This window comes from Nocardia sp. NPDC047648 (genome assembly GCF_040642815.1).
Classification (GTDB): domain Bacteria; phylum Actinomycetota; class Actinomycetes; order Mycobacteriales; family Mycobacteriaceae; genus Nocardia; species Nocardia gamkensis.
The window spans coordinates 13420-30812 of record NZ_JBEYSX010000023.1 but is presented as its reverse complement, the minus strand read 5'-3'; the positions used below and the strand labels follow the sequence as shown (position 1 = coordinate 30812).

Annotated in this window: 13 protein-coding genes and 1 pseudogene; 10 read left to right on the top strand and 4 right to left on the bottom strand. The window is 67.3% G+C overall.

Annotated elements, in window-relative coordinates; all coding sequences use genetic code 11:
• Positions 1 to 24: 24 nt before the first annotated feature.
• Positions 25 to 690, bottom strand: coding sequence for a PhoU domain-containing protein (locus ABZ803_RS32955; protein WP_357045385.1), 666 nt, complete (start codon positions 688 to 690; stop codon positions 25 to 27).
• Positions 691 to 894: 204 nt separating this feature from the next.
• Positions 895 to 1315: pseudogene (locus ABZ803_RS32950) on the bottom strand (hypothetical protein).
• Between the two features lie 266 nt (positions 1316 to 1581).
• Here ABZ803_RS32950 and ABZ803_RS32945 point away from each other — a divergent pair.
• Entirely contained in the window at positions 1582 to 2541 is a 960-nt protein-coding gene (locus ABZ803_RS32945) for an MBL fold metallo-hydrolase (RefSeq protein WP_357045383.1), read from the top strand.
• A 99-nt stretch (positions 2542 to 2640) separates the two neighbouring features.
• Here ABZ803_RS32945 and ABZ803_RS32940 read toward each other — a convergent pair whose 3' ends face one another.
• Positions 2641 to 3369, bottom strand: a complete 729-nt coding sequence (locus ABZ803_RS32940) for a nuclear transport factor 2 family protein (protein WP_357045381.1) — start codon at positions 3367 to 3369, stop codon at positions 2641 to 2643.
• A 128-nt stretch (positions 3370 to 3497) separates the two neighbouring features.
• On the opposite strand from ABZ803_RS32940, the gene ABZ803_RS32935 reads away from it, so the two are divergent.
• From ABZ803_RS32935 to ABZ803_RS32905, 7 genes are all read left to right on the top strand, one after another.
• The gene (locus ABZ803_RS32935) at positions 3498 to 4121 is read left to right on the top strand and encodes a TetR/AcrR family transcriptional regulator (protein ID WP_357045379.1); all 624 of its coding nucleotides are present in this window, start codon (positions 3498 to 3500) and stop codon (positions 4119 to 4121) included.
• Between the two features lie 185 nt (positions 4122 to 4306).
• The gene (locus ABZ803_RS32930; protein ID WP_357045377.1) at positions 4307 to 4573 is read left to right on the top strand and encodes a hypothetical protein; all 267 of its coding nucleotides are present in this window, start codon (positions 4307 to 4309) and stop codon (positions 4571 to 4573) included.
• A 125-nt stretch (positions 4574 to 4698) separates the two neighbouring features.
• Positions 4699 to 5721, top strand: a complete 1023-nt coding sequence (locus ABZ803_RS32925) for a hypothetical protein (protein ID WP_357045375.1) — start codon at positions 4699 to 4701, stop codon at positions 5719 to 5721.
• Positions 5722 to 6423, top strand: coding sequence for a DUF2267 domain-containing protein (locus tag ABZ803_RS32920; RefSeq protein ID WP_357045373.1), 702 nt, complete (start codon positions 5722 to 5724; stop codon positions 6421 to 6423).
• Between the two features lie 214 nt (positions 6424 to 6637).
• Positions 6638 to 7294, top strand: a complete 657-nt coding sequence (locus tag ABZ803_RS32915; protein WP_357045371.1) for a response regulator transcription factor — start codon at positions 6638 to 6640, stop codon at positions 7292 to 7294.
• A 38-nt stretch (positions 7295 to 7332) separates the two neighbouring features.
• Entirely contained in the window at positions 7333 to 9105 is a 1773-nt protein-coding gene (locus tag ABZ803_RS32910) for a GAF domain-containing protein (RefSeq protein WP_357045369.1), read from the top strand.
• Positions 9106 to 9149: 44 nt separating this feature from the next.
• Positions 9150 to 10163 carry a methyltransferase gene (locus ABZ803_RS32905; protein ID WP_357045367.1) on the top strand — a complete coding sequence of 338 codons (1014 nt, stop codon included), beginning with the start codon at positions 9150 to 9152 and terminating at the stop codon, positions 10161 to 10163.
• A gap of 385 nt (positions 10164 to 10548) precedes the next feature.
• On the opposite strand, the gene ABZ803_RS32900 is transcribed toward ABZ803_RS32905, so the two are convergent.
• Complete coding sequence (locus ABZ803_RS32900) at positions 10549 to 10839, bottom strand: hypothetical protein (protein WP_357045465.1); 291 nt, start codon at positions 10837 to 10839, stop codon at positions 10549 to 10551.
• Here ABZ803_RS32900 and ABZ803_RS32895 point away from each other — a divergent pair.
• Both ABZ803_RS32895 and ABZ803_RS32890 read left to right on the top strand, forming a co-directional pair.
• Complete coding sequence (locus ABZ803_RS32895; protein WP_357045459.1) at positions 10745 to 16084, top strand: IPT/TIG domain-containing protein; 5340 nt, start codon at positions 10745 to 10747, stop codon at positions 16082 to 16084. The two genes, ABZ803_RS32900 and ABZ803_RS32895, sit on opposite strands and share 95 nt — an antisense overlap.
• Before the next feature lie 245 nt (positions 16085 to 16329).
• Positions 16330 to 17391, top strand: coding sequence for an IPT/TIG domain-containing protein (locus ABZ803_RS32890; RefSeq protein ID WP_357045365.1), 1062 nt, complete (start codon positions 16330 to 16332; stop codon positions 17389 to 17391).
• The last annotated feature ends 2 nt before the right edge of the window (positions 17392 to 17393 follow it).

Genomic DNA, 17393 nt, shown 5'->3' with positions numbered 1-17393 from the left:
AACGATGTCGCGTGACGCCCGGATCTAGCCGGGCTGCAGAGCCGTGTCGTCGGGCCGCTGCCCGGTGGTCATGTACAGGGTGCGGCGGCCGACCTCGACGGCATGGTCGGCGAAGCGTTCGTAGTAGCGGCCCAGCAGGGTGACATCGACCGCCGCGGCGGTGCCGTTGTCCCAGCCCTCGGCGAGGATCGCGGCGAGCAGATCGCGGTGCAGGTCGTCCATGGTGTCGTCGCGGGCGTCCAGATCCGCGGCGTCGCCGGGGTCGGCGGTGGTCAGTACGCCGACCGCGGCGTCGGCGAGGTCGACCGCCGTCTCACCCATGTGACTCACCAGGTTGCGCACCGGCGCGGGGACCGCGTCGGCGGGATGCCTGCGCCTCGCGGTGCGGGCGATGTGCTCGGTCAGGGTGCTCATCCGGGTGAGGTCGTCGACCAACTGCAGCGCGGTCACCACTCGCCGCAGTTCTCCCGCCACCGGCGCCTCGAGCGCCAGGAGCGTGACCGCGGCGTGTTCGGTGTCCTCGCGCATCGCCACGGTTTCGGCGCAGTAGTCGATGGTGCGCTCGGCCAGCTCCAGATCCGCGCCGAGCAGCGCGTCGGTCGCCATCGCGATGGCTTCCCGGTTGCGCGCGCACATCACTCGCAGTTGACCGGCGAGCTGCTCGAGGTGATCGTGATAGCGGGTGCGCACTACTCCATCATCGCGCGGATCCCGCTCGTGCGCTGCAGGCTCGCGGGCATCAGCCCGGTACAGGTCGCCCCCCCCTGGCGCACGGGTCACGGAATCGTTCGGGCAAATGCTCCACGGACAAGCCCACGCAGCGCCGCGCGGTCGGCACGCCGCCGTGAGTCAGCCGCTCCCGCCACGGCGGACCGGGGCTGCTGCGAGACCCGATCAGCGCTGCACGTAGCCTGCTCGTCGCACCTTCCCGGCGGCGAGCACCAGCGGGATTTGCAGCGGAAGCCGCACCAGGGCAACCGCTTTCACAGGCGCCGGGATCCGATCGTTACGCAGCCAGTCGACCGCCATCTGAATGTTGGCCGGGAACACCGCCAGGAACAACCAGGCGGCCCATCGCCCGCCCCACCGCCGCGTCCGCGGCGTGACGAGCGCGGCGGCCACGACGAGTTCGGCGACCCCGGAGCCGTGCGTGTACAGGCGGGGGGCGGCCGGGCAGCTGGGCGGGGATCACCGAATCGAACGGCTGTGGCGCGAGGAAGTGCAGTATCCCCACGCCGAACAGGAGCGCGGCCAGTCGCCGCGCCGTCGATGCCGCTGCGCGTTCGCTCGCGTCGGCATGTTCCACTGATGCCATCACCTCTCGCCTTCCGGCAACCGAGCGGGATACCCGCGTGGATAGAGAGAACCTTTAGTAACTTAATTACTTGTACTTGCCGACTCTAGCGGCCCGGCTATAAGCCGTCGACACAACATCGAATTTCGAAATAATCTGCCGCTCCATTCTGCCATATGGACGCGCGCACCGATCGACCAACAACGAGAACATCAGTTCACATAGTGCGGTGCGCGAGTAGGCTGTCGTCGGACATGTCGCTGCCGGTCGGGCGGGAAGGGGCGGGTGTGGGATTCCCATCAACCGGACCGTTGACGGCGCGCACCGGCGCTGCCGGCACGTGGTGGTCGTGTTGCGCCGCCGGGATGTCGATGCCGTGGCGCACGGTGTTCCCCCGCCGCCCCGACGCGGAATTGCTGGGCTCGATCACGAACGCGGGACTGCCCCCGGCACGGGCCACAGTTCGTTTGACGGCGCTCGTCCACGGTGTGCGCCCCGCCCCGGCCTACGGGGTGATCGAAGGAGCGCTGCGGCCGCCCACGGTAGCGATCGCGATGACCAGTTTCCTGGTCGAACACCCGGAAGCTCGTTTCCTGGTCGATCCGGCGATGTGCGCCGACGTGCACACCCTGGTCCTGCCGCGGCTGCGCCGCCCCTATCGCGGGCTCGTCGCGCCGAGGAAACCGCTTGTCGGATTGGGCGATTCGCTGGCGATGTCGGCCGTCCCCGTCGACGCGGTCGACTTCGCGATCGCGACGCATCTTCACTGGGATCACGTGGCCGGACTGCTCGATCTACCTGCGTCACTCGCGCTGCGCACGTCCGCGGCCGAACTGGCGTGGGCGACGAACCCCGCGACGGCCCCGGTGGGAGTCGCCGAGTCGCTCGGCTCACGACCCACCCCGTCCTTCGACCTCGATGGACCTCCGGTTCTGACTTTTTCCCGCAGTCACGATTTCTTCGGCGACGGCTCGGTCCTGGCGGTGGATCTCTCCGGCCACACCCCGGGCAGCATCGGGCTCGTTCTCGCCGTACCGGACGGCGGCACCGTACTGCTGGCCGGTGACGCCGTCTGGCGCCGCGAGCAGATCGCCCTGCTCCGCGAAAGGCCTCCGCTGCCGGGTCTGCTCGTCGACCATGATCGGCCCGCCGCCTTCGCCGCCATCCACCGCCTGCACCGCCTGCCCGCCGGCATCGAGGTCATTCCCGCCCACGACCACGCGGCAGCGAAAAGATGGGCGCTGTAAGAGATCCTGGCACCGGGCCACATTCCCGCACCGGGTCGGCTGGTGAGCGACTCGGAGCCGAGCCGACCCCAGGCCGCATACGGCCGCATCGGGCCTCGGTCATCTCCTGAATCGGTCGACGAGGGCGGGAAGCTTGGAGGCGGCCAGCAGGGCACGGAACTGCCAGCTGCCGTCACCGGGGAGGATTCCGGCCCGTTGCGTGACATCGAAAGCGTCGTAGAGGGTTTCGCCTTCTTCCATCAGTCCGTCCTGGTTGAAGTGATAGCGGTCCACGGCCGGGCACTGGATGAATCGGCCGTCGCCGTGGAGCGCGGGCGCGCTGTCGTCGTAGGGGTACAGGCGCAGCGGGCCGTCCCAATGGCCGCTGCCGATGTACCGGATGACCGTGCGCACCCGGCCTTCCGGCGTCACGTCGAGGTACACCTGGCCGGGCACCGGGTCGTATCGCCAATCCGGGATGGCGTCGAAGAAGGCGAAGTTGTACTTCACGAACTCGTCGATGCCGACGATCGTGCGTCCGAACGTGGTCACATCGGTATAGCGGACGTCGGCGGTGTAGAGCTCGTGGTTGAGGCTCATGTCCCGGACCAGGAAGCTCCACCAGTACTTCTTCGCCCAGTCGAGCAGCCAGCCCAGATCGATGCCGAGCTTGCCGTAGTAGGCCAGTTTGCGCTCGAACTCGCCGAACCACTCCTCGGTCGTGGCCTGTAGCTCCGCTTCCGGGACAGCCCGGATCGGCACCGCCCGGTTCGTGCTGAGGAACTCCGGTACCGGTTTCGACAATCGGGGACGTCGCAGGGCTTGCTGGAACTGTTCGTCGCTGAACATGGGCAACCTTTCACCGCGGCCGCAGGGCGGGCGAGGCGGCACGCCCACCGAACTTGAATCAGATGATTCATGTTGAATCGGATGATGTCAACACCGGTGGCGCGGCATCGCGATGCGAGGATGAGCGGGTGAATGCGCCCAAGCTCTGGCGTGGCCAGACGCTGCGAGACCGATCCGGCGATCGCCGCGAACAACTCCTGGACGTCGGGTTCGAACTGCTCGGTACGGCGGGGACGAGCGCGGTCACCATGCGGGCGGTCACGCGTCAGGCGAACCTGAGCCCGCGCTACTTCTACGAAAGCTTCGACAGCCGCGAGACACTGATCCGGGCTGTCTACGACCGGGTCGAAGCGGCCTTGCGGGAGCGGGTCGCCGCCCTCGAGCCCGCCACCGATCCGCGCGCCGCCGTCCGATCCGCGCTGCGGACCTGCGCGGACTTCTTCGAAGAGGACCCCCGCCGCGCCCGGGTACTGCTGCGCGAGCCCCTCGCCGATGACGACCTGCGCCGCCACGTCGCCCTCCGGACGCCCGCGGTCGTCCGGGCCTTCGCTCCGGTCCTCGGCACGGCCGCCGTCGGCCTGTTCGCCAGCAGCGACGAGACGCTCGCCGCCATCGGCACCGCCCTGGCCGGCGCCCTCACCGCGGTCTACGTGGACTGGATCGACGGCAGGCTGCCGATGGACCGCGACCGGCTCGTGGACACCGCGGGCGACATCGTCGTCGCGCTGCTGAGCGTCGCCTTCGAGTTCTGATCCGGAATCTCGATGGTCTCGGACCCACTGCCACACCCAGGAGAGCCATGGCCACGGGAATCCGCTCCACGACACACACGCTCGCTGAGGTCGGCTGAGGTCACACCCACTTCGGGACGTTCGGCCCACGCTTACGGGTAGCAGTACCCTCCCGTCGGAACCACCGCGGGAACAGTCTGTGTGCTATGTCACCCCGGTTCATCCCCCGACACTCGTCCGGCGGAACCCCGGACCCGGAGGCCGCTCCGCTGGCGGTTCCCGCGGTGGTGGTCGCAACGATCATGCTGCTCGGGATGCCCGCCGCGGTCCTGGTGTTGCTGCCCGAATGGGCCCGCGATTACGGCGCGAGCTTGGTGTACCTCGCTGTCCTGATCTACGCCGGTCTCGCGGTCCGGCTGTTGTGGTGGGGCGTGGCGATCCTGCGTACCCGTGTGGCGGAGACCGAGGAGTAGGACGTGAACGTCACGGCGGCGGGGGCCCCGATCCGCTCCGGCGCCGGACGCGCGGGGACCAAGGACCCTGCGTCCCGGGCGGAACGCCCGTGGTCCGCCGCGACGATCGCGCGAAGACTCGAAGCATGACCGCGAACGACGAAGCACCCGGCCTCCCGGTACCCGATCATCGGGTGATGCTTGCCGCGCTGCGGCTCGCCACCCGCGCGCCGTCGGTGCACAACACCCAACCATGGCGCTGGATCTTCGACGGCACGCGCCTGCACCTCTACACCGACGCCGACCGGCTACTGCCCTCGACCGATCCGCACGGACGCCAGCTGGTGATCAGCTGCGGAGCCGTGCTGCATCACGCGCGAACCACCTTCGCCGACCGGGGCTGGCACACCTCCACGACGCGCGTACCCGACCGGCAGCGACCCGACCACCTGGCGGTGATCGAATTCCAGCCGTGGGCCGACCCGCCCGAGGGAATCCACAGCCGAGCACTCGCCATCGACCGGCGACGCACCGACCGGCTGCCGATGACCGAACCCGGCGGCTTCGCCGACGTGCTCCCCCGTCTGCGGATGCTCACTTCCCCGCACGAGGTGGAACTCAGCGTCTTGGACGACAGCGTCCGGCCCCGGCTGGCCGCCGCCTCCGAGCAGGTCGGCGCGCTACGCAGGCACGACTTGCTGTATCTGACCGAATTGGAATGGTGGACAGGGCATTCCGAGAACCCCGAGGGCGTGCCCGCCGCCGCGCTGGTGTCCGACGCGGAATTCGCTCGGGTCGGAGTCGGCCGCGCGTTCCCCCCGGCTCCGCATTCGATGCGACGCGCCAGGCAGGAGGATCGCGCGCGGCTGGTGGTGCTCGGCACCGAAGGCGATTCGGTGACGCAGTGGCTGCGCACCGGTGAAGCGTTGTCGGCCGTCCTGCTGGAATGCACCGCCGCGGGGCTGGGGACCTGCGCGCTGACCCATATCACCGAACTGCCGACAACACGCGGACTGCTCGGCGGTCTGGTCCCGCGTCCGGCCACCCCGCAAGTGCTGATCCGTATCGGAACCGCGCCCGACGACACGGACCTGATCCCGCCGACCCCGCGACGACCGGTGACGGACATCTTCACCGTCACCGGTTCGCGCTGGACCACTGAGACCTAGGTGGCGACATCCGACAACCACGATCCACCCCTGAAAGGCACCCTCATGAGCTACCACCGCGACCCCCTCGCACCGGCGATACACACCGCACACGAATGGCTGCGCACTCTCGCCGACGGACTCGCCACCGAAGACCGGCCCTTCGCGCACCGCGCCTTGCGAGCCTGGCTGCACTCCGTCCGTGACCGCATCGGCGTCAACGCCTCCGCGCACCTGAGCGCCCAGCTGCCCGAACTCCTGCGCGGGATCTACTACGAGGGCTGGGTTCCCGCGCACGTCCCCGTTTCGCACGACGTACCCTCGTTCGTCGATCAGTTCGCGCGGGAAGCGGGCGTCTCCAGGGACGAGGCCTACGCGCTCGCGGGCGCGGTGACCGACGCGCTGGCCGACTTGTTCTCTCCCGGACAGCTCGATCACGTGTTCGCCTGGCTGCCGGAAGATCTGCGGGCGGTACTGCGCGGAACCGACCTGGCGGGCACCCTGCCGGAGAAGACCGCGGTCCGGCCTGCGGAATCGCCCCGTCTCGACGAACTGGACAGCCGCCTGCGGGCACTCACCGACGCGGTGACGGTGCTCGCCCGCAGCCTCGAAGCGACTTCGGCCGGCGACGCGGGCGATACCGAGCAGCTTTCCGCCGCCCGGCAAGCCCACCGGATCCTGATCGCCGAAGGACTCGCCCGCTCCGACGCACCCGCGCGCTGACCCGATCCCCGGCGGCGGGCCGGCTTCCGGCGCGTCGTCCCCAGCCGCCGCGCATTTCGCAGCGCGCCGCGCGCAGCTTGACGCGTCCGCGCGAATTCATGATGGGCAGTTGTGCGATACCTATTCGTCCGGGGAAGAGGACTTTGGTCCGTACCGAGCCTTCCGTCTCCTGCGTAGTGTCGACCACACACCTGCTCCCGGATTGGACACCATCATGATCACGGTGTTTCTGGTCGACGATCACGAGATCGTCCGCCGCGGCCTGGCCGACCTGCTCTCCGACGACCCGGAACTGTCGGTGATCGGCGAAGCGGGCGACGTCGCCCAGGCACTGGCCCGCATCCCCGCCCTGCGCCCCGACGTCGCCGTGCTCGACGTACGCCTGCCCGACGGCAACGGCATCGAACTATGCCGCGACCTGCTGACCAAACTCGACGACCTGCGCTGCCTGATCCTCACCTCCTTCACCGACGAACAAGCCATGCTCGACGCCATCCTGGCCGGAGCCAGCGGATACGTCGTCAAAGACATCAAAGGCATGGAACTGGCCAAAGCCATCAAAGAAGTCGGCGCAGGCCGCTCCCTGCTCGACAACCGCGCCGCCGCCGCCCTCATGCAACGACTGCGCACCAACACCCAGCAAGACGGACCTCTGGCCGGCCTCACCGACCAAGAACGCAAACTACTCGACCTCCTCGGCGAAGGACTGACCAACCGGCAAATCGCCGAACGCATGTTCCTCGCCGAGAAAACCGTCAAGAACTACGTCTCCCGATTGCTGGCCAAACTCGGCCTCGAACGCCGTACCCAGGCCGCCGTCTACGTGTCGAAACTCCGCTCCCGTTCGCCCGGCTCCACCATCGACTTCTGATCGTTCATTTCCGCCACGGGGTGAAATATCCTGGAGCAATGGCGAGCAGCCGCGCGGGCGGCGTTCCAGGGGCAGCACAGCCGGCCGATTACGCGTCGGCCGACGCCTATTCGGTGCGTGACACGCTCTCGCAACTGCGGCTGCGCGAACTGCTCGGCGAGGTCAAAGATCGCATCGAGCAGATCATCGACGCCCGCGACCGGATGGACGGCCTGATCGAGGCCATGCTCACCGTCACCTCCGGCCTGGATCTGGACCGCACCTTGCGCACCATCGTGCACACCGCGATCTCCCTGGTCGAGGCCCGCTACGGCGCCCTGGGCGTGCGCGGCCACGACCAGCAACTCACCCAGTTCATCTACCAAGGCATCGACGAACCCACCCGCGAACGAATCGGTGACCTCCCCCAAGGCCACGGCGTCCTGGGACTACTGTTCAGCCAGCCCAAACCCATCCGGCTGGACAACCTCGCCGAGCACCCTTCCTCGGTCGGCTTCCCCGCCCACCACCCACCGATGCGCACCTTCCTCGGCGTACCCGTCCGCATCCGCGACGAAGTGTTCGGCAACCTCTACCTCACCGAGAAAGCGGGCGGCCAGCCTTTCACCGAAGACGACGAAGTCATCGTGCGAGCCCTGGCTGCCGCGGCGGGCATCGCGATCGACAACGCGCACCTCTACGAATCCGCCCGCACCCGGCAAGCCTGGATCGAAGCCACCCGCGACATCACCACCGAGTTCCTCGCGGGCACCGCACCCGATCGAGTCCTGACCGACCTGGTGGAGGCCACCTGCCGGCTCACCGGCTCGCAACAGACCTTCCTGGCGGTCGTCCCCGACCCCGAGAGCCCGCCCGAGGAGATCACCGAACTGCTGATCACCCACACCGCGGGCAGCACCGACGACCAGCGGCCGATCAAACTCCCACTCGGAGACACCACGATCGGCCAAGCGTTCGGCTCGCGTTCTCCGCAGCGGGTCAACGACGCGCGCCGCGCCGATCTCGGCAAGATCTTCCCCGACGCCGGACCCGCCCTGGTGTTGCCCATGCAGACCTCCGACTCCACCGTCGGCGTGTTGGTGGCGCTGCGCACGGTGGAATCGGCGCCCTATGACGACGAGATCCTCGCATTGACCGCCGCCTTCACCGATCAAGCCGCTCTGGCGATGCGGCTGGCCGACGCCCAACAGCGCATGCGGGAGCTGGACATCCTCTCCGACCGCGACCGCATCGCCCGCGACCTGCACGACCACGTCATCCAACGCCTGTTCGCCGTCGGATTGAGCCTGCAGGGAACCGTGCCCCGCACCCGCGTTCCCGAAGTGCGCGAACGCATCACCGACGCCATCAACGACCTGCAAGACGTGGTCCAGGAGATCCGGACCTCGATCTTCGACCTACACGGCGGCGACAGCCACAGCGCGCGAGTACGCCAACGCATCGAGGAAGCCATCCGGCAGCAGACCGAGGCCAGTGGACTGCGCACCTCCGTGCGCATCACCGGTCCCCTCTCGGTGATCGACCCGGAACTGGCCGACCACGCCGAAGCCGTTGTCCGCGAAGCAGTCAGCAATGCCGTACGACACTCCGGCGCCGACACCATCGCGATCGAGATCACCGTGGCCGACGACCTGACCGTCGTCATCGAGGACGACGGACGCGGTATGCCCGCCGATGTGACGCCGAGCGGACTGACCAATCTGGCCCGGCGCGCCGAGCAGGCCGCCGGAACTTTCACCGTCACGGCCGGTACCGGCCCGGACGGCAACGCAGCGGGCACCCGATTGTGCTGGACAGTGCCGCTGCGCTGATCATCGAGAGTCCGGTAAGGGCGCATTGCCGAACGAGGAGGGTCATGGCCGAGGAGCCGACGGAGTGGGGTGGTGCGCTGTGGGCTGCTGCCGACCTGGTGACCCCCATGGCCATCCGGGTGGCGGCGACGCTGCGGCTGGCCGACCACATCGCCGCGGGCACACGGACGGCCCAGGCGCTGACCACGGTGGTGGACGCGGACCGGGACGCGCTGGGACGCCTCTTGGACCACCTCGTGACCGCCGGGGTGTTGTCTCGTGAGGATCCCGGTACCTACGGCCTGACGGCGTTGGGCGAGCGCCTGCGGGACGATCATCCGGAAGGAGTGCGACGCTGGATCGATCTGGAAGGCGCCGTCGGACGCGCCGATCTGTGCTTCGTGCAGCTGTTGCACACCGTTCGCACCGGTGAACCCGCGTTCCCACGTCAGTTCGGCCGCACCTTCTGGGACGATCTGTCCGCCGACCCCGGGCTGGGAGCGTCTTTCGACGCTCTGATGGGAGCCCGGCTCGCGCAGGACGCACCCGCGGTGGCCGACGCCTACCCATGGGGCGCCCTGAAGCACGTCATCGACGTCGGCGGCGGCGACGCCAGCCTGCTCATCGCCCTCCTTCGCGCCCACGGTGCACTGCGCGGGACGGTGATCGACCTGCCCGGCCCGGTGGCCCGCGCGCACCGGGCCATCGCCTCCGCCGGACTGGCCCATCGAGCCGACGCACAGGTCGGCAGCTTCTTCGATCCCCTCCCCGCCGGAGCGGGCGGCTATCTGCTCTCCGGTGTCCTGCACGACTGGGACGACGAGGCCGCGGTCCGCATCTTGCAGCGATGCGCCGACGCGGCCTCGGAGACGGGAAGGGTGCTCGTCGTCGACCACATCGGCGACGCAGGCGGCAGCCCGCCGGACACCGAGGGAGATCTCCGGATGCTCTGCTACGTCCGCGGCCGGGAACGCACCCTCGACCAACTGAGCGCGCTGGCCGAGCCGGCCCGCCTACAGGTCGGTTCGGTCGTCCCGGCCGGTTCGCGGTCGATCATCGAGTTGCGTCCTACTCGCTGAGCCACCACCGAGCGGGTGCACCGGATCGCAGCCCGCGACTTCCGATCGTGTTCGCCCCTGATGCGATTCAGGCGCTCAGCACATACCCCTCCCGAGGTGGATTGCGCCGCTCGTCGAGGCGGGGTCCCGCTGACCGGATTCAGGGTCGCAGTTGGGAGGCGGGTCCGGAGCCTGGACCGCTACAACGATTGCGCCCGAACACTGACCCTTGATCTGCCCGATCCCTCGCGGCTATGCGATCTATCGGGACGGTCGAACCTGCCTGCCGGCGTTGGATTTCGACAGCACCCTCGACTGCCCGCTGCGGTCGACCGTGAGGTCGAGCGCTGCCTGGGATGGGTTCGCGAAGCCGGCGGCAGCGATCACCGACGGCATCCAAAACGGACTAAAACAGATCGAAGATGCGTTGCCCAGCAACTAGTCCTGGGGCGTTAATGGAAACAGCGGGCCGCCAATCGAGTCGTGCACCAATCCGGTGCAGAGCAATCAGCACCACCACGGCAACAGGAGGCTGTGCCATGCCTACCATCACATCCATCTCGCCCACGTCCGGACCAACGACGGGCGGTACCAGCGTCACCATCACCGGCACCGGGTTCACAGGTCCCACGACCGTGCGATTCGGCAACACGGCAACAACTTTCACCATGAACTCCCCGACCCAGATCACGGCCATCGCGCCCGCCGGGTCGGCCGGTACGGTACAGGTCACCGTTACCACCGCGGCCGGAACCAGCAACGGGGTCTCCTATACCTATCTCCCTGTTCCTTCCCTGAGCAGCGTCAGCCCCAGCCAAGGGTCCACCTCCGGCGGGACGACGGTCACGCTCACCGGGTCCGGCTTGACCGGAGTCACCGCGGTCAATTTCGGAAGCACGCCGGCCACGTCGTTCACGGTCAACTCCAACACCCAGATCACCGCGGTATCTCCTGCCGGGAGCGGCATCGTATCCGTCACCGTCACCGGGCCGGGTGGCACCAGCAACCCGGTCACCTTCGTCTATGTCATAGTCCCGACCATCACGTCGATCTCCCCGACAGCGGGTCCCACCTCGGGCGGGAACAGTGTCACGATCACCGGCACCAACTTCACCGGTCCCCTGACCGTGCGGTTCGGCTCCACCGCAACCCTTTTCACTGTCAACTCGCCGACCCAGATCACGGCCACCGCCCCCGCCGGGTCGCCCGGCACGGTGCAGGTCACCGTCACCGGCTCCGGTGGAACCAGCAACGGCGTCTCCTACACCTATGCCGGAGTTCCCACCCTCACGTCGATCAACCCGAGTTCGGGGCCCACCACCGGCGGCACAACCGTCGTGCTCACCGGCACGGGCCTGGCCACTGCCAGCGCGGTCACTTTCGGTGGTACACCGGCGACCTCGTTCACGGTCAACTCCAACACGCAGGTCACGGCGGTCGCTCCTGCGGGTACAGGGACGGTACAGGTAACCGTCACCACCGCCGGTGGCACCAGCAATGGACTCCCCTATACCTATGTCGCCGCGCCCAGTCTGAGCTCGGTGGTGCCGAATTCCGGTCCAGCGGCAGGTGGGACGACGGTCGTCCTGACCGGAACGAATCTGACCGGTGCTACAGCCGTCACCTTCGGTGCGACACCGGCGACCTCGTTCACGGTCAACTCGTCGACCCAGATCACCGCCGTCGCGCCTGCCGGAACGGGAACGGTGCAAGTCACTGTCACCACCCCAGGCGGAACCAGTAACGGGGTGTCCTACACCTACATCCCTGTTCCGACTCTGTCCTCGGTGGTGCCCAGTTCGGGACCAGTGACGGGTGGAACGACGGTCGTTCTCACCGGAACAGGATTCACCGGAGCCACCTCGGTGAGTTTCGGTGTGACACCAGCGACGTCGTTCACCGTCAACTCCTCGACCCAGATCACCGCCGTCGCGCCCGCCGGAACGGGAACAGTCCAAATCACTGTTACCACCCCAGGTGGAACCAGCAACGGGGTGTCCTACACCTACGTCCCTGTTCCCACCCTGAGCACGGTGGTGCCCAGTGCGGGTCCGGTCACCGGTGGAACGACAGTCGTTCTCACCGGAACGAATCTGATCGGTGCTACAGCCGTGAGTTTCGGTGCGACACCGGCGATCTCGTTCACCGTCAACTCGAACACTCAGATCACGGCCGTCGCGCCCGCCGGAACAGGAACAGTCCAAATCACTGTCACCACCCCAGGTGGAACCAGCAACGGGGTGTCCTACACCTACGTCGCGGTTCCGACTCTGTCCTCGGTGGTGCCGAGCGCGGGTTCGGTCGCTGGTGGAACAACGGTCGTCCTGACCGGAACGAATCTGACCGGTACTACAGCCGTCACCTTCGGTGCCACGCCAGCGACGTCGTTCACCGTCAACTCGAACACACAGATCACCGCCGTCGCGCCCGCCGGAACAGGAACAGTCCAAATCACTGTCACCACCCCAGGTGGAACCAGCAACGGGGTGTCCTACACCTACGTCCCTGTTCCCACCCTGAGCACGGTAGTGCCCAGTGCGGGGCCGGTCACCGGCGGAACGACAGTCGTTCTCACCGGAACAAACCTGGCCGGAGCCACCGCGGTGAGTTTCGGTGCGACACCGGCGACGTCGTTCACAGTCAACTCGTCGACCCAGATCACGGCCGTCGCGCCCGCCGGAACAGGAACAGTGCAAGTCACTGTCGCCACCGTCGGCGGTACCAGCAACGGGGTCTCGTACACCTATGTTCCTGTTCCCACCCTGAGCACGATAGTGCCGAGCGCGGGGCCGGTCACCGGCGGAACGACAGTCGTTCTCACCGGAACAAACCTGGCCGGAGCCACCGCGGTGAGTTTCGGTGCGACACCGGCGACGTCGTTCACCGTCGACTCCGCAACACAGATCACCGCCGTCGCTCCGGCCGGAACAGGAACCGTACAAGTCACCGCCACCACCCCAGGCGGAACCAGCAACGGCGTCGCCTACACCTATGTTCCAGCTCCCACTCTGACCACCGTGGTGCCGAGTGCAGGTCCGGTCACCGGCGGAACGACAGTCGTGCTCACCGGGACCAACCTGACCGGAGCCACCGCTGTCACGTTCGGTGCGACACCAGCAACGTCGTTCACCGTCGACTCCGCAACACAGATCACCGCCGTCACACCCGCCGGAACAGGAACAGTCCAAGTCACCGCCACCACCGCAGGCGGAACCAGCAACGGCGTCGCCTACACCTACGTCCCCGTTCCCACGCTGAGCACGGTAGTGCCGAGCGCGGGGCCGGTCACCGGTGGGACGACAGTCGTGCTCACCGGAACAAACCTGACCGGAGCGACGGCGGTGACTTTCGGTGGCACACCGGCGACGTCGTTCACCGTCGACTCCGCGACCCAGATCACCGCGGTAACCCCGGCGGGCACGGGGTCCGTGCAGGTCACCGCCACCACTGCAGGCGGAACGAGCAACGGCGTCGCTTACACCTATGTTCCGGCTCCCACCCTGGCTAGCGTGGTTCCCAGTGCGGGTCCGGTCACGGGTGGGACGACGGTCGTTCTCACGGGGGCCAATCTGACCGGGGCCACAGCCGTCACTTTCGGTGCGACACCGGCGGTCTCGTTCACGGTCGACTCCGCGACCCAGATCACCGCGGTCGCCCCCGCGGGGACGGGTTCCGTTGCGGTTACCGTCACGACCGTCGGCGGAGTCAGTAACGGCGTCACGTACACCTACATCCCCGTTCCCACGCTGAGCACGGTAGTGCCGAGCGCGGGGCCGGTCACCGGCGGAACGACGGTCATCCTGACCGGGACGGGATTGATAGGAGCGACCGCGGTCAGTTTCGGTGCGACACCGGCTACGTCGTTCACCGTCGACTCCCCGACCCAGATCACCGCCCTCGCTCCGGCCGGAACGGGGACCTTACCAGTCACCGCCACCACCGCAGGCGGAACCACCAACGGCGTCGCCTACACCTATGTTCCGGCCCCCGCACTGACCACGGTGGTGCCGAATTCGGGGCCCGAGGGTGGTGGGACAACGGTCGTTCTCACCGGAACGAATCTGACCGGAGCGACCGCAGTGACTTTCGGTGCGATAGCGGCGGCTTCGTTCACGGTCGACTCCGCGACACAGATCACGGCAGTCGCTCCCGCCGGAACGGGGACCGTACAAGTCACCGCCACCACCGCAGGCGGAACCACCAACGGCGTCGCCTACACCTATGTTCCGGCCCCCGCACTGACCACGGTGGTGCCGAATTCGGGGCCCGAGGGTGGTGGGACAACGGTCGTTCTCACCGGGACCAACCTCACCGGGACCACAGCCGTCACTTTCAATGCGACACCGGCGGCCTCGTTCACCGTCGACTCCCCGACCCAGATCACGGCAGTCTCTCCCGCCGGAACGGGAACAGTACAGGTCACCACCACTACCGTGGGTGGGACCAGCAACGGCGTGGCCTTCACCTACGTTCCGGCTCCCGCTCTGACCACAGTGGCACCGAACTCGGGAACCGCAGCGGGTGGGACGACGGTTGTCCTCACCGGCACCGATCTGACCGGAACTACCGCGGTCAGCTTCGGTGCGACACCGGCAACCTCGTTCACCGTGGACTCCCCCACACAGATCACGGCCGTCACTCCCGCCGGAACCGGGACGGTGCAGGTCACCACCACCACCGTGGGCGGCACCAGCAACGGCGTCGCCTACACCTACATTCCGGTTCCCGCTCTCACCAACGCGGTTCCCAACTCGGGACCGGTGGCGGGTGGGACGACGGTCGTCCTGACCGGATCGGATCTGACGGGAACGACCGCGGTCGGTTTCGGTGCGACACCGGCGGCTTCGTTCACCGTCGACTCCCCGACACAGATCACCGCGGTCTCTCCGGCCGGAACGGGGACGGTGCAGGTTACCGCCACTACCCCGGGTGGTACCAGCAATGGCGTGGCCTTCACCTTTGCACCGGTTCCGACAGTGACCACGGTGGTGCCCAGCTCGGGAACGGCAGCGGGCGGGACGACGGTCGTTCTCACCGGAACGGATCTGACCGGAGCGACCGACGTCAGTTTCGACGGGACACCGGCGGCTTCGTTCACCGTCGACTCCCCGACGCAGATCACGGCCGTCACTCCCGCCGGAACGGGAACGGCGCAGGTCACCGTCACCACCGCGGGTGGTACCAGTAGCGGCGTCTCCTACGCCTATGTCCCGGCCCTGAGTTCGGCGTTCCCCTTCCAAGGGCCGGAAGCAGGCGGAAATCAGGTCTTCCTCACCGGGAACGGCCTGACCGGCGTCACCGCGGTCACCTTCGGCGGCACACCGGCAACCTCGTTCACGGTCGACTCCGACACACTGATCACGGCCTTCGCCCCCGCGGGGACGGGCGCCGTGCAGGTCACCGCCATCGGCCCGAACGGCACCAGCAACGGCGTGTCCTACACCTATATCCCGGTTCCCACCCTGACCTCGGACAGCCCCACCTCAGGGCCCGAAGCAGGCGGTAACACGGTCACCCTGACCGGGACCGGCTTGTCTACCGCGGGCGCGGTTCTGTTCGGTATCTCCGCGTCCGACTTCACCGTCGTATCCGATACACAGATCACCGCGACCGCTGTTCCGGGGACGGGGACTGTGCAGATCACTGTCATCACGGCAGGTGGAACCAGCAATGGTGTCGCCTACACCTATGTCCCGGCTCCCACCCTGACTACGGTCACACCGAATTCGGGGACGGCAGCGGGCGGCACGACGGTCGTTCTCACCGGAACCGATCTGACCGGAACCACCGCCGTCGATTTCGGTGCGACACCGGCGGCTTCTTTCACGGTCGACTCCGCCACACAGATCACGGCAGTCTCTCCCTCCGGAACCGGCACCGTACAGATCACCGCCACGACAGGTGGTGGGACCAGCAACGGCGTCGCCTACACCTTCATCTGACAGGTGATTCGACTGGGCCGCCGGCACGTTGTGCCGGCGGCCCGGTCTCGTATCCGTGCCCCTTCGGAACAATGCTCGACAAGATAGCGGCTGCCGCGTGAAAGGCGAATTGGAAACGGACTAAACCGGATTGAAGATGCATTGCTCAGCGACCGCTGCATGGGAGTTAATGGAAAGGCGGGCCGCCCACACAACTGAGCACCACCCGGTGCCGAGGAACCATTCAGCAATAAAGGGGCAACGCCATGCCTACCATCACTTCCCTCGCCCCGACGTCCGGCCCCACGACGGGGGGTACCAGCGTCACGATCACCGGTACCGGCTTCGCCGATACCACAACTGTCCAATTCGGTACCACCTCAGCCGCCTTCACGATCGACTCCGCCACACAGATCACCGCCACCGCTCCCGCGGGGACGGGCACCGTGCAGGTCACCGTCACCGGTCCGGGTGGAACCAGTAATGGTCTTTCTTACTCGTATTCACCATGCGTGAGTACCACGACCATTACCGTGACCGGGACGCTTCAGTTCACCATTACGAGGACGGGTAACTGTAATCCCTGCACCTGTGCCGCGACTCCCACTCTGAACGCGATCAGTCCGAGTGCGGGCTCGGCGGCAGGCGGGACCACTGTTACCCTCACCGGCACGAATCTGTCCACTGCCAGTGCGCTCTCGTTCGGAAGTACGGCGGCTCCGTCGTTCACTGTCGATTCCGATACCCAGATCACGGCCGTCTCCCCTGCTGGGACAGGGACCGCGCAGGTCACCGTCACCACGGTGGCTGGTACCAGCAACGGCGTCGCCTACGCCTACATTCCGGCACTGGCGTCGATCTTCCAGTTCCAGGGGCCCGAAGCGGGCGGACACCTCGTCTACCTCAACGGGACCGGCCTGACCGGAGTCACCGCGGTCACGTTCGGTAGTACGCCGGCGACATCGTTCACTGTCAAATCCGATACGGAGATCGCCGTTTTCACCCCTGCCGGAACGGGTACCGTGCAGGTCACCGCCACCGGCCCGAACGGCACCAGCAACGGCGTGTCCTACACCTATGTTCCGGTCCCCACTCTGACATCGGTCAACCCGACTTCGGGGCCCGAAGCAGGCGGGAATACGGTTGTCCTCACCGGGACAGGTCTCGCTACCGGCGCATCGGTGAGGTTCGGCATCGTGGCATCCGACTTCGTCGTGGACTCCGATACGCAGATCACCGCGACCGCTGTTCCGGGGACGGGGCCGGTGGATATCACCGTCATCACCGCGGGTGGAACCAGTAACGCCGTCAGCTACACCTACATCTGACA